This window comes from Bordetella avium, from assembly GCF_034424645.1.
In the GTDB taxonomy this organism is placed as follows: domain Bacteria; phylum Pseudomonadota; class Gammaproteobacteria; order Burkholderiales; family Burkholderiaceae_B; genus Bordetella; species Bordetella avium.
Map to the genome: position 1 here is coordinate 2,979,455 of NZ_CP139969.1, position 12,635 is coordinate 2,992,089.

11 protein-coding genes are annotated in these 12,635 nt (G+C 63.1%); 9 read left to right on the forward strand and 2 right to left on the reverse strand.

Annotation, left to right across the window (positions count from 1 at the left end; all coding sequences use genetic code 11):
• Positions 1–37 precede the first annotated feature (37 nt).
• Entirely contained in the window at positions 38–1,426 is a 1,389-nt protein-coding gene (fumC, locus tag U0029_RS13790) for a class II fumarate hydratase (RefSeq protein ID WP_012416429.1), read from the reverse strand.
• A gap of 144 nt (positions 1,427–1,570) precedes the next feature.
• On the opposite strand from fumC, the gene U0029_RS13795 reads away from it, so the two are divergent.
• The 7 genes from U0029_RS13795 to U0029_RS13825 all read left to right on the forward strand — a co-directional run bounded on the left by U0029_RS13795 (position 1,571) and on the right by U0029_RS13825 (position 8,975).
• Positions 1,571–2,104 carry a bifunctional alanine racemase/tRNA (adenosine(37)-N6)-threonylcarbamoyltransferase complex ATPase subunit type 1 TsaE gene (locus U0029_RS13795; protein ID WP_012416428.1) on the forward strand — a complete coding sequence of 178 codons (534 nt, stop codon included), beginning with the start codon at positions 1,571–1,573 and terminating at the stop codon, positions 2,102–2,104.
• Positions 2,035–3,396, forward strand: a complete 1,362-nt coding sequence (locus U0029_RS13800) for an N-acetylmuramoyl-L-alanine amidase (protein ID WP_039051444.1) — start codon at positions 2,035–2,037, stop codon at positions 3,394–3,396. The genes U0029_RS13795 and U0029_RS13800 overlap by 70 nt, the downstream gene beginning before the upstream one ends.
• A gap of 663 nt (positions 3,397–4,059) precedes the next feature.
• Positions 4,060–4,290 carry a hypothetical protein gene (locus U0029_RS13805; protein ID WP_127812046.1) on the forward strand — a complete coding sequence of 77 codons (231 nt, stop codon included), beginning with the start codon at positions 4,060–4,062 and terminating at the stop codon, positions 4,288–4,290.
• Between the two features lie 27 nt (positions 4,291–4,317).
• On the forward strand, positions 4,318–4,695 hold the full coding sequence (locus U0029_RS13810; protein WP_231838602.1) for a cupin domain-containing protein: 378 nt from the start codon (positions 4,318–4,320) through the stop codon (positions 4,693–4,695).
• A 19-nt stretch (positions 4,696–4,714) separates the two neighbouring features.
• Complete coding sequence (mqo, locus tag U0029_RS13815) at positions 4,715–6,217, forward strand: malate dehydrogenase (quinone) (RefSeq protein ID WP_114852431.1); 1,503 nt, start codon at positions 4,715–4,717, stop codon at positions 6,215–6,217.
• Positions 6,218–6,224: 7 nt separating this feature from the next.
• Positions 6,225–7,958 (forward strand): ubiquinone-dependent pyruvate dehydrogenase, encoded by a 1,734-nt coding sequence (poxB, locus tag U0029_RS13820; protein ID WP_114852432.1) that lies wholly within the window; start codon positions 6,225–6,227, stop codon positions 7,956–7,958.
• Between the two features lie 96 nt (positions 7,959–8,054).
• On the forward strand, positions 8,055–8,975 hold the full coding sequence (locus tag U0029_RS13825; RefSeq protein WP_012416423.1) for an AEC family transporter: 921 nt from the start codon (positions 8,055–8,057) through the stop codon (positions 8,973–8,975).
• An 88-nt stretch (positions 8,976–9,063) separates the two neighbouring features.
• Here the strand turns inward: U0029_RS13825 and U0029_RS13830 are convergent, their stop codons facing one another.
• Positions 9,064–9,699 (reverse strand): VTT domain-containing protein, encoded by a 636-nt coding sequence (locus tag U0029_RS13830; RefSeq protein ID WP_012416422.1) that lies wholly within the window; start codon positions 9,697–9,699, stop codon positions 9,064–9,066.
• 107 nt (positions 9,700–9,806) lie between these two features.
• On the opposite strand from U0029_RS13830, the gene mutL reads away from it, so the two are divergent.
• The gene (gene mutL, locus U0029_RS13835; protein ID WP_114852433.1) at positions 9,807–11,672 is read left to right on the forward strand and encodes a DNA mismatch repair endonuclease MutL; all 1,866 of its coding nucleotides are present in this window, start codon (positions 9,807–9,809) and stop codon (positions 11,670–11,672) included.
• A gap of 2 nt (positions 11,673–11,674) precedes the next feature.
• On the forward strand, positions 11,675–12,613 hold the full coding sequence (miaA, locus tag U0029_RS13840) for a tRNA (adenosine(37)-N6)-dimethylallyltransferase MiaA (protein ID WP_114852434.1): 939 nt from the start codon (positions 11,675–11,677) through the stop codon (positions 12,611–12,613).
• The last annotated feature ends 22 nt before the right edge of the window (positions 12,614–12,635 follow it).

The following is a 12,635-nucleotide window of genomic DNA, read 5'->3' on the forward strand; positions in this document are numbered from 1 at the left end:
CCGCCTGCGACGGCCCCGCAGGCGCGGCAAACTGCCTTTACTTGGCGTTAGTCATGTGGGAGGGCACCACCCACTCGGCGAACTGCGCTTCGCTCACATAACCCAGCGCCAGCGCGGCCTGCTTGAGCGACAGGCCTTCCTTGTGCGCCTTCTTGGCGATCTGCGCGGCCTTGTCGTAGCCGATATGCGGATTCAAGGCCGTGACCAGCATCAAGGACCGGTCCACCAGTTCGGCGATACGCTCGCGGTTGGGTTCGATGCCGCGCGCGCAATGCTCGTCAAAGCTGGCCATGCCATCGGCCAGCAAACGCACCGACTGCAGGAAGTTGTGAATGACGAGCGGCTTGTAAACGTTCAGTTCGAAATTACCACTGGCGCCGCCGATATTGATGGCCGCATCGTTGCCCAGCACCTGCGCCGCCAGCATGGTCAGGGCTTCGCACTGCGTGGGATTGACCTTGCCCGGCATGATGGAGCTGCCCGGCTCATTCTCGGGAATACTGATCTCGCCCAGGCCCGAGCGCGGGCCGCTGGCCAGCCAGCGCACGTCGTTGGCGATCTTCATCGCGCCGGCGGCCAGCGTTTTGAGGGCGCCGTGGGCAAACAACAAAGCCTCGTGGGAGGCCAGCGCCTGGAATTTGTTCGGCGCCGACACAAAGGCAGAGCCGGTATCGTGGGCCAGCGCGGCCGAGACTTTTACGCTGAACTGCGGATGCGCGTTCAGGCCGGTGCCGACCGCCGTGCCGCCAATGGCCAATTGATGCAGGCCCGGCAAGGTAGCGCGAATCTGCGCTTCGGCCAGATCCAACTGGGCCACCCAGCCCGAAATCTCCTGGCCCAGCGTAAGCGGCGTGGCATCCTGCAAATGGGTACGGCCGATCTTGACGATGTCATGGAAATCGGCGCTCTTTTTGGCCAGGGTGGCGCGCAAAGTCTTGAGCGCAGGCAGCAAATGGTGCTCGATCTGCACGGCTGCGGCCACATGCATGGCGGTCGGAAAGGTGTCGTTGGAGGACTGGCCGCGATTGACGTGGTCGTTGGGATGGACCTTGCGGCCCTCGCCACGCTCGCCCCCCAGGATCTCCGAGGCGCGATTGGCCAGCACCTCATTCATATTCATATTGCTCTGGGTGCCCGAACCAGTCTGCCACACCGACAGCGGAAACTCATTCGGCCATTTGCCGGCGATCACTTCATCGGCAGCGGCGATGATGGCCTGCGCGATGGTTGGGTCCAGCTCGCCCAGTTCGGCATTGACCTGCGCGGCGGCGCGCTTGAGCTGCGCCATTGCCGTCACCAGCGGGACCGGCATTTTTTCGGTGGAAATCGCAAAAAAATGCAGCGAACGCTGCGTCTGCGCTCCCCAAAGATGATCATCAGGGACTTCGATCGGGCCGAATGTATCTTTTTCGGTGCGAGTTTTCATGAATAGCAACTCCGTGAGAGCGAAAGAATTCTGTCAGGCAGAAATTCAACAAACGACAATGAGAATCAATATCAAAGCGTAGCAGAAAGGCGCGGCTTTCTATAATCCGAGTCACACCCGTTTTTTACCACTTGGCCACTGACTATGCCCGATCCCCTCGCCCGACTTGCACTGCATCTGCCCGACGAAAGCGCCACGGACGCGCTGGCCGGACAATTGGCGCCTCTGGTCAATGGGACGGCCGGCCAGGCTGGGGGACGGGTCCACCTGCGCGGCGACCTCGGCGCGGGCAAAACCGCCTTCACTCGGGCGCTGTTGCGCGCCAGCGGCATCAAGGGCCGCATCAAAAGCCCGACCTACGCGCTGCTTGAATCCTATAAAGTTTCTAACTTATACTTCTATCACTTTGATTTTTATAGACTTAGTGATACGCGCGAATGGTTGGACGCAGGATTCCGCGATTTACTGCGTGACGATGCTGTCGTTTTGATCGAATGGCCCGAACGCGCCGGCCAGTTTTTACCGGTGCCGGATCTGGATATCAACCTGGCTCATGCCGACCAGGGACGCGACGCCACCTTGACCGCCTACACCGCCAGAGGACAAACATGGTTGAACGCGATTGTCCCTCCGATAGCGGCGCGCTCGCACCCCGCGCCGCCACTCGCCGACGCCTGATCAGCGTCGCGGCGACACTGCTCGTCTTGCCGGTGCTGCCCCGGCTGGCTCGGGCCGCCACCATTCTTGCGGTCCGCACCTGGCCCGCCGATGAGTACACCCGCGTCACGCTCGAACTGGACAGCGAACTCAAGGCGGAACAGTTCACGCTTGAAAATCCGCATCGTCTGGTCGTCGACATCGAAGGCCTGAGCACCAACGCCTCGCTCACCGACCTCATCTCCAAGGTGCGTCCCGACGACCCCTATATCCGCGGGCTGCGTGTCGCGCAGAACCGGCCCAATGTCGTGCGGCTGGTGTTCGACCTCAAACAGCCCGTGGCGCCGCAGGTCTTCACGCTAAAGCCCGTCGGTGACTACCAATACCGGCTGGTGCTGGATCTCTACCCCAAGATCGCACAGGACCCGCTGGTCGCCATCCTGAACAAATCGTCCGGCCCTGATGTCGATGATCCGCTCGCGCGTATCTTGGACGACATCTCGCGCAATCAGCCCGCACCGCTGGCCCGCGGACAGCAGCCGGCCCAGACGCCGCCTGCACCCACCCCTAAGCCGGCTCCCGCGCCCGGCCGCGCGCGCCGCCGCATGCTGACCATTGCGCTCGATCCAGGCCACGGCGGCGAAGATCCCGGCGCCATCGGCGCGAGCGGCCTGCGCGAAAAAGACGTCGTGCTGCGCATTGCCCGCCGGCTCAAGGCCCTGATCGACGCCCAGCCCGCCATGCGGGCCTACCTGACGCGCGACGACGATTATTTCGTGCCCCTGAATGTCCGCGTGCAAAAGGCCCGCCGCGTGCGCGCAGATCTCTTCGTGTCCATCCATGCCGACGCCTGGGTCAAACCGACGGCCAACGGCTCTTCGGTCTTCGCCCTGTCAGAGCGAGGCGCGTCCAGCACCCAGGCGCGCTGGATGGCCGACAAGGAAAACGCGGCCGACCTGATCGGCGGCGTCAACCTGGGCAGCCACGACCGTCAGGTCGCCAAGGTGCTGCTCGACCTGTCCACCACCGCGCAAATCAGCGATTCGCTCAAGGTTGGCTCGGCCTTCCTGGAAGAAATCAAAAAGATCAACCGCCTGCATAAAAACAGTGTCGAACAGGCCGGTTTCGCCGTGCTCAAGGCGCCTGACATTCCCTCCATCCTGGTGGAAACCGCCTTCATCAGCAACCCGCAAGAAGAGGCCAAGCTGCGCAGCAATGCCCATCTGGACAAACTCGCGCAAGCCATGATGACGGGCATCGACCGCTATTTCACCGCCAATCCGCCACTGGCCCGCTTGAGCGACGCTAGCTAAGCCGGTCTGCGGCCTGGACATCCACCCCTCAGGGGTGGATTTTTTTTGCTTGTCGAAACGGCTCTCAGGCCTTAGCACCCAGGCAAGCAAGGGGAGGCAAACAAGGGAGGCAAGCCGGCCCGCGATGGATGGTTGTGCTGGCAAGGGCGGCAGCCTCCCCTACGTGCCAAGCGCCAGCTTTCGATACGCGCATCCGTCAAAAAACGCCACGATCACAGTCGCGCCGAACAAGCCGGCGGCGGCGGGAAAGGAACAACATCCGGCACCGGCGAAGAAAACGACGCAAAGCGCGGCGAGAAACAGGGCGCAGGCAGGAACGCCCGCCGCGACAAGAGCAAGGCCAGCGGGGCCCCCACGGTGACAAGCGAAAAACGCAGGCCGTGCACAGCCCCGCTAGGCTAAGCGCTTCAGGACGCCCCCCCCGTCAGGATGGCGGCGGGGCGCCCTCTCGCAACACCTCAAATCTGCGCAAATGATGACAAGCACAGGGAGGGGGAACCGCTCTTATCGTTTCTGACTTGTCCGATTGATCCCCCACACCTTGACAAATATGGTTGCTCTGAATGTTCGAATTCATGTGTCCAATATCGCCGGTGGCATGGGGTCATTGCGTACCCGTAACCCCCAGATGCCCGGATACCGACGTTTTGACCAGGGAAGCCCATGATCGACGAACATACCGATATCCAGGCGGCAGCCGAACCGCACGTCGAAGCGAATATTCAGCATGGCCGGCAAGCGGTCATCAACCGCACCACGGGGATAGCGCGGGCATGGGGTCATGCGCGATGCCCCCACCTCGCTGCGGACGAACCTTGGAAAATCATCAGGCCTATTTCCAACCAGCGGACGAATGAGGCAAGCTGGCGCTCCGCTCCATATTGCGAGAACTGACCAACAGGGATAGCGATGATTCGATGCGTGCGTTTGTGGACAGGTGATGACGATCAGTCGCACTTTGAGCAAGGGTGGATAGATTTACCGCAGGGTGAGCGCGGTGACCTGTTAAGCACGGTCATCGCAAGCGCCAGCATTTCTTTCCGCGAAACCAGCCAGGGCGGCAGTTTCACCTGGCATGAGGCGCCAACGCGCCAGTTCGTTCTGACCCTGAGCGGAACGCTGGAATTCGAAACCCGGGGTGGCGCGACCTTCACCCTGCATCCGGGCGACATTCTTTTGGCCGAAGACACGACGGGCGGCGGCCATCGCTGGCGGCTGATTGATGAGCAGCCCTGGCGGCGGGCCTATGTGATTCTGCACAAGGACGCCGTGCTGCCCTTTGTGCGCGCCCAAGCCTGAACACGCCGGAGGAGTCGTCATGACCACGACAAGCAATCTGCCCGAGCGGGCGGATATTGTGATGATAGGCGCAGGCATCATGAGCGCCACGCTGGCCACGGTGCTGAAGGCGTTGGAGCCCTCGCTCAAAATCGTGATGCTCGAGACGCTGAATGATTGCGCGATGGAGAGTTCCAACGGCTGGAATAACGCGGGCACCGGACATGCCGCCAATTGCGAGATGAACTACACCCCGCCGCGCCCAGATGGCACGGTCGATATTTCCAGAGCCCTGGAGGTGAACACTGAGTTCGATCTGTCGCGCCAGCTATGGTCTTATCTGGTGAAAACGGGCGCGATTCCCAATCCGCAGGCCTTTATTCACCCCTGCCCCCACATGAGCATGGTCTGGGGCGCAGACAACGTCAAATACCTGCGCCAGCGTTTCAAGGAAATGTCGGCGCACCATTGCTATCGCGGCATGGAATACAGCGAAGACCCCAAGCAGATCGCCGAATGGGTGCCGCTCGTGATGCAAGGCCGCAGCGGCAATGAGCCGATTGCAGTCACCCGCATCGTTTCCGGCGCGGATGTGGACTACGGCGCGCTGACGCATTTGCTCATCAAGTCGCTTACGGAACAGGCCGGTTTCGAGGTGCACTATCTGAAGCATGTGCATGATCTCGCCCGCCAGCGCGATGGCAGTTGGCGCATCGGCATCCGCGACAGCGGCAGCAAAGCGCAGCAGACGATACAGGCCAAATTCGTCTTCGTCGGCGCCGGCGGCGGGGCGATCGAACTGCTGCAAAAATCCGGTATTCCGGAGGGCCACGGTTACGGCGGCTTCCCAGTCAGCGGCATCTGGCTGCGCTGCGATGTCGATAGCGTGAGCGAGCGGCATCACGCCAAAGTCTATGGCAAGGCGCCGCACGGCTCGCCCCCGATGTCGGTGCCGCACCTGGACACCCGCATCATCGGCGGCAAGCGTTCGCTGCTGTTCGGCCCCTACGCCGGCTTCTCGTCGCGTTTTCTGAAGCATGGCTCGCTGACCGATCTGTTCCGCTCGGTGCGTCCCGGCAATGTCCTGCCCATGCTGGATGTGGCGAAGGATAACTGGCCATTGACGGAATATCTCGTATCGCAAGTGCTGCAAAGCGCCGGCCATCAGTTCGAGATGCTGCGCCAGTACTACCCCGAGGCGCGCAACCATGATTGGACTCACGCAGTTGCTGGCCAGCGCGTGCAGATCATCAAGCCCGGCACGGACAAGGTGGGCGTGCTGGAGTTCGGCACTGAGCTGGTCACCTCGGCCGATCGCTCCTTCGCGGCGCTATTGGGCGCTTCGCCCGGCGCCTCCACCGCCGCCTTCATCGCGCTGGAAGTGCTGCAAAAATGCTTCGCCGATAAGCTGACCGCAGACGCCTGGCTGCCGCGCCTGAAAACAGTGATCCCGACCTATGGTGTGGACCTGAAGACCGATGCCGAAGCCTGCTTCAGCATCCGCAAGTCAACGGCGTCCGTGTTGAATCTCGATTACGTGTGAGGCAGGCATGACAATCAAAAACGTAGCCGATCTGGTCATCGAAACCCTGATCGAGACCGGCGTCAAACGCATTTACGGCGTAGTCGGCGACAGCCTGAACGGGCTGACCGAATCCGTGCGCGAGCGTCCCGCTATCGAGTGGGTGGGGCTGCGCCATGAGGAAGTGGCGGCTTTCGCCGCCTGCGGCGAGTCGCAGGTCACTGGCGAGCTGGCCGTATGCGCGGGCTCTTGCGGCCCAGGCAATCTGCATTTGATCAATGGCCTGTTCGATGCGCACCGCACGCGCACCCCGGTGCTGGCGATTGCGGCTCACATCCCCTCCAGCGAAATCGGCGGCGCGTATTTCCAGGAAACCCATCCGCAAGAGCTGTTCCGCGAGTGCAGCCATTATTGCGAGCTGATCTCGGACATCGGCCAATTGCCCTATGTGCTAGACAACGCGATCCGCGCCGCAGTCGGGCAGCGCGGCGTGGCCGTGATTGTGCTGCCGGGCGACGTGGCTTTGCGCGCTTCGCCGGTCAAGGCGGTCACGCCGCGCCGGGGACTGCTGCCGCCGCAACCGCGCATCACACCTGCGCCAGCCGAGATTGACGAGCTGGCCGATCTGCTCAATGGCACCCAGCGCATCACACTGTTCGCCGGACGCGGTTGCGCAGGCTCCCATACGCAGCTGATGCAGCTGGCCGATGCGCTGAAAAGCCCTATCGTCCACGCGCTGGGCGGCAAGGAGCATGTCGAATACGACAATCCTTTCGATGTCGGCATGACGGGTTTCATCGGCTTCTCGTCCGGCTATGCCGCCATGCATGACTGCGATCTGCTGCTTATGCTGGGCACCGACTTCCCTTACAAACAATTTCTGCCCGAAAAAATCAAGATCGCGCAGATCGATATCCGGCCCGAACACCTGGGCCGGCGTGCCCAGCTCACCCTGGGCGTGGTGGGCGATATCGGCCTGACCCTAGATGCGCTGCTGCCCAAGCTGGCCGCTCGCCAGAATCGCCAGTTTCTGGACAGGGCGCTGGCGCACTACGCCCGCTCCCGCGAAGGGCTGGACGAGCTGGCGCAGGGCAAGCCGGGCGGCCCTATCCATCCGCAGTATCTGGCCCGGCTGCTGAGCGACAAGATCGACGACGACGCCATCGTCACCGCAGACGTCGGCACCTGCATCGTCTGGTCGGCGCGCTATCTGAAAATGAATGGCCAGCGCCGTCTGATCGGCTCGCTCGCTCATGGTTCCATGGCCAACGCCATGCCGCAGGCCATCGGCATCCAATATGCCCAGCCCGGACGCCAGGTCGTGACCTTCTCGGGTGACGGCGGTTTCTCCATGCTGATGGGCGACTTGATTTCGCTCAAACAGCACAACATCCCCATCAAGGTGGTGGTGTTCAACAACGGCGTGCTCGGCTTTGTGGCGCTGGAAATGAAGGCTGCCGGCTTTGTGAATATCGGCGTGGATCTCGACAACCCGAACTTTGCCGCCGTGGCTCGGGCGGTCGGCATCCATGGCGTGCGCGTCGAAGACCCGGCCGCCTTGCCGGCCGCCATCGACGAGGTGCTGGCCCACGACGGCCCGGCGCTGCTCGATGTCATGACCGCCAAACAAGAGCTGGTGCTACCGCCCACCATCGGGCTGGAGCAGGTCAAGGGCTTCAGCCTTTGGGGGCTGCGCGCCGTAATGGACGGCCGCATGCATGACGTGATCGATCTGGCCAGGGTCAATCTGTCGGGGCGTTGACACCTTAGGCTCGCCGCAGCGGCTTTGGATGAAAGAGGCGGGGGAATAGCTCGAAAGACCCCCGCCCCATCATGACAACAAGGGGATATCTTCGATATGGTGCACACCATGCTCGCGGCCTTGGGGCCGATCGTATTGGGGTTTCTGGTTGGCTGGCTGTCAGGCCGCTATCACTTCGTCAAACGCGAGTACGCCCAGGCCTTCGCCGACTTCGTCGTCAAAATCGCCCTGCCCTTGGCGCTGTTTCTGGCGGCGGCCACCTCCTCGCCCTCCGCTATCCTGAACGTCGATTACGCGCTGTCGCTGGCCGTGGGCCTGATCGGCAGCTATATCGTGGCCTATATCGCCGGGAAGCTGATTTTCAAGCACACCCATACCGACGCCACCATGCAGGCTCTGTCGGCATCGTTCCCGGATATGGCCTACTGCGGGCCTCCGGTGCTGCTAGCCGCCGTCGGCTCGGCGGGCCTGATCGCCATGGTGATCGGCAACCTGATTTATACAGTCATCATCATCCCGCTGGCTTTGCTGGCCCTGGGCGGCCGCCAGAAAGGCGCCAGCCCGCTCAAGTCCCTCTGGCATGCCGTTTCGCAACCCCTGGTTTTTCTACCCATTCTGGGCGCGATCTTGGCCGTGGCCGGCATCAAGCTGCCCGAACTGCTGCAAAACTCGGTCAATGAACTGGGCAAAACAGCAGGCGGCGTAGCGCTGTTCTTCCTGGGCCTGTTCCTGTCGGGAGAAAAGCTCAAAATCCGCCCCGAGCTGGTTTTCAACGTACTGGTCAAGAACGTGCTGCAGGCTGCGCTCATCCTGGGCATGGGCCTAGCGCTGGGCCTGAAGGGCGACCTGCTGATCTCGGCCTTTCTGATCGGTGTGCTGCCCACGGCAACCGCCGTGCCTGCGCTGGCCGTCACCAATCAGGCCTATATGGACGACGCTGCCTCCACGGTACTGCTGAGCACGCTGTTCTCGCTCGTGTCGATCACGGTGGGGATCGCTGTCGCCGCGCAGTTCTGAGCTTGCTAAAAAACGCGATCCTCGAGGGGATCGCGTTATCTGTCCCGAGCTGGCCGGCGTCACCGGACAGCGAGAGAGCACGCCCGGCTCAGTGTGTCCGACGGCTGCGCACAAAGCGCAAGACGCCCGCCGCCACCACCGGCACGATAGCGGCGGCCAGCCCCAGCAAGACAATGGTGTTGAGATGGTTTTTGACGATGGGGATATTGCCAAAGAAATAGCCCGCGGCAATCAGGCCAAGCACCCAAAGAATGGCGCCGCCCACATTGAAGAGTTGAAAGCGTCCCTGCGCCATCTGCGCAACACCGGCCACAAAGGGCGCGAAGGTGCGGACCACGGGAATGAAGCGCGACATGACGATGGTCTTGCCGCCGTGCTTTTCATAGAACAGATGGGTCTTGAGCAGCGCCCCCCGGTCCAGAAAGCGCACATTCATGGTGAATACCTTGGGCCCGAGCGAACGCCCTATCCAGTAATTCAGGGTATTGCCGGTCGTTGCCGCCACAATGAGCAGGATGGCGAGCAGGACGGGATCAATCGCCCCAGTCGCCCCAAAAGCGCCTGCGATAAACAGCAGAGAGTCCCCCGGCAGAAACGGGAAGACCACAAGCCCGGTTTCCGCAAAAACAATCAGAAACAACACCAGATACACCCACACCCCGTATTGATCGACCCAGACGCCCAGCGTCTGATCGATGTGCAGGATCATATTGAGAAATTCCATTGTCTGCGCCGGCCTCGAAAACCCATACCCAAAAAAGAAGAGACACTATAGCCCAGCGGCACAGGGGCTAAAATCGAGCCAGCCCCTTGAATCTGGATTGCGCCACCATGTCTGAACGACGCCCCATCGCCCAACTCCCCGACCTGCTGATCAGCCAGATTGCGGCCGGCGAGGTCATCGAGCGCCCGGCGTCCGTCTTAAAGGAAATCCTGGAAAACGCCATCGACGCCGGTGCGCGCGCCATCGAGATCCGGCTCGAAGGCGGCGGCATCCGCCGCATCGCGGTCAGCGACGATGGCTTTGGCATCCCGCCCGAAGAACTGCCGCTTGCCGTCGCGCAGCACGCCACCAGCAAAATCCGTTCCTTATCCGAACTGGAGTCGGTGGTCTCGATGGGTTTCCGCGGTGAAGCCCTGGCCTCTATCGCTTCGGTGGCGCGCCTGACGATTATTTCGCGTGTGCGCAACGGCGACCATGCCTGGCAAATCGACGCCAGCAGCGGCGAAATCAGCCCGGCCTCCGGCCCGCCGGGCACGACCGTCGACGTGCGCCAGCTTTTCGACAACGTGCCGGCGCGCCGCAAGTTCCTGCGCTCGGAGGCCACCGAATTCGGCCATTGCCTGGATGCGCTCGAACGCATCGCCCTGGCCAATCCGCAAATCGCTTTCCGGCTGTTTCACCACGACAAAGCGCAGCGCCAATGGCTGCCCGCCGATCCGGGCCAGCGCATTCGTGATGTGCTGGGCGCCGAGTTCGCTGGCCAGGCGCTGCCGGTCGACACACGCTATGGCGCGATCGGCCTGATGGGCATGGTGACCCGGCCCACGGCGGCCCGGGCCCGCGCCGACCGCCAATACCTTTACGTCAATGGCCGCTATGTGCGCGACCGGACGGTAAGCCATGCCTTGCGCAGCGCCTACGCCGACGTTCTGCATGGCGATCGCCAGCCGGCCTATGTGCTGTATCTAGAGGTCGATCCGGCGGCGGTGGACGTCAACGTGCATCCGGCCAAGCATGAAGTGCGTTTTCGCGACAGCGGCGCAGTCCACCGCTTCGTCTCTCAAGTGGTTGGCCAGGCCCTGGCGCAGACCGGCGGCGCGCAGGCGCTCGATGCCGAAGATCCGCCGCCTGAGCCGATAAGGCCCGAGACGCCTCCCCCCCCATCGCTTTCTCCTGCTGCGGCGCTCCCCTCGGCGCCCGCCCAACCCCCGGCCGCGCCTTACCCGTCCCGGCCGCACAGCCAGATGCCCTTCCGACTGCAAGAGCCGGCTGGCGTCTCGGCGCGCGACTGGCAATCGCTCTATCGCCCGCTGGCCGAACCCGGCGCCACGCCCCAGACGGCGGACCGGCCTCAGGCGGCGGCCCCCGCCCGCTTGGTCAGCGAGGAAGAACACCCCCTGGGCATGGCTCTGGGCCAGTTGCACGGGGTGTATATCCTGGCGCAGAACGCACGCGGCCTAGTGCTGGTCGATATGCATGCCGCGCACGAGCGCGTCGTCTACGAACAGCTCAAGCACGCGCTCGACGAACGCAGCCTGCCGCGTCAGGACCTGCTGGTGCCGGTCGTGTTTCACGCCCAGGAAAAAGACGTCGCCCTGGCCGAAGAATATGCGGAACAGCTCAGCGAACTGGGGTTCGAGATGCGGCCCTCCGGCCCGACCTCTATCGCGGTGCGCAGCGTGCCGGCCCTGCTGGCGCGGGGCGACATCGAAGGCCTGGCCCGCGCCGTGCTGCGCGACCTAGGCGCCGTAGGCGCATCGCAGCTTTTGACCGAGCAACGCAACGAGCTGCTATCCACCATGGCCTGCCACGGTTCGGTGCGGGCCAACCGCCGCCTGACGATCGAGGAAATGAACGCGCTGCTGCGCCAGATGGAAGCGACCGAACGCGCAGACCAATGCAACCATGGCCGGCCCACCTGGATACAGTGGACGGTCAACGATCTGGACAAACTTTTCCTGCGCGGCCAATAAGCATGAACACCCTCCCCCTGATCTGCCTGGCCGGACCGACCGCCGCCGGCAAGAGCGCCGCGACCCTGGCACTGGCTGAGCGCTGGCCGCTGGAAATCATCAATGTCGATTCCGCGACCATTTACCGTGGCATGGATATCGGCACGGCCAAACCCTCTGCTGCCGAACAGGCGCAGGTGGCGCAGCACCTGTTGGACATCCGCGACCCGTCCCAGGCGTATTCGGCCGCCGACTTTCGGACCGACACGCTGGCCCTGATCGAGGACATCCAGGCGCGAGGCCGCATTCCTTTGCTGGCCGGCGGGACCATGCTTTATTACAAGGCCCTGCGTGAAGGCCTGGATGACCTGCCTCAGGCCGACCCCGTACTGCGCGCCGAGCTCGAAGCCCGGGCCGCAAACGAGGGCTGGCCGGCGCTGCATGCCGAGCTGGCGCGGCATGACCCCATCACCGCCGTCCGCCTGTCACCCAATGACAGCCAGCGCATACAGCGCGCGCTGGAAGTCTGTTTACTGTCCGGGCGGGCCATGTCAGCGCTCTTGACCGGCACGCGCCGTCCGGCGCCGTCCGATCTACGCTTCGTGACGATCAGCCTGGAACCCTCCGATCGCGCCGGCTTGCATGCGCGCATCGCGCAGCGCTTTGACGCCATGCTGCAAGCCGGTCTGGAAGCGGAAGTGCGCAGCCTGAAACAACGCACTGACCTGCACCCCGGCCTGCCCTCGGTGCGCTGCGTGGGCTACCGGCAGATGTGGGCCTATCTGGATGGGGAGGTTTCGTTTGACGAGGCGCGCGAACAAGGCATCGCAGCGACGCGCCAGTTGGCCAAGCGGCAACTGACATGGCTGCGCGCCCAGCCTGAGCGTGTGATCGTGGATTGTCTGGCCGCGGGCACGGCCGCGCGCGTCGTGGATATCGCCGCGCGCTATTTGCCCGGCTGAGCGAAGGCGGCAAGCAGCGGGC

Coding starts and splice junctions, on each gene's coding strand:
- fumC (WP_012416429.1), bottom strand. CDS start 1,426: ATGAAAACTCGCACCGAAAAAGATACATTCGGCCCGATCGAAGTCCCT.
- U0029_RS13795 (WP_012416428.1), top strand. CDS start 1,571: ATGCCCGATCCCCTCGCCCGACTTGCACTGCATCTGCCCGACGAAAGC.
- U0029_RS13800 (WP_039051444.1), top strand. CDS start 2,035: ATGGTTGAACGCGATTGTCCCTCCGATAGCGGCGCGCTCGCACCCCGC.
- U0029_RS13805 (WP_127812046.1), top strand. CDS start 4,060: ATGATCGACGAACATACCGATATCCAGGCGGCAGCCGAACCGCACGTC.
- mqo (WP_114852431.1), top strand. CDS start 4,715: ATGACCACGACAAGCAATCTGCCCGAGCGGGCGGATATTGTGATGATA.
- poxB (WP_114852432.1), top strand. CDS start 6,225: ATGACAATCAAAAACGTAGCCGATCTGGTCATCGAAACCCTGATCGAG.
- U0029_RS13825 (WP_012416423.1), top strand. CDS start 8,055: ATGGTGCACACCATGCTCGCGGCCTTGGGGCCGATCGTATTGGGGTTT.
- U0029_RS13830 (WP_012416422.1), bottom strand. CDS start 9,699: ATGGAATTTCTCAATATGATCCTGCACATCGATCAGACGCTGGGCGTC.
- mutL (WP_114852433.1), top strand. CDS start 9,807: ATGTCTGAACGACGCCCCATCGCCCAACTCCCCGACCTGCTGATCAGC.
- miaA (WP_114852434.1), top strand. CDS start 11,675: ATGAACACCCTCCCCCTGATCTGCCTGGCCGGACCGACCGCCGCCGGC.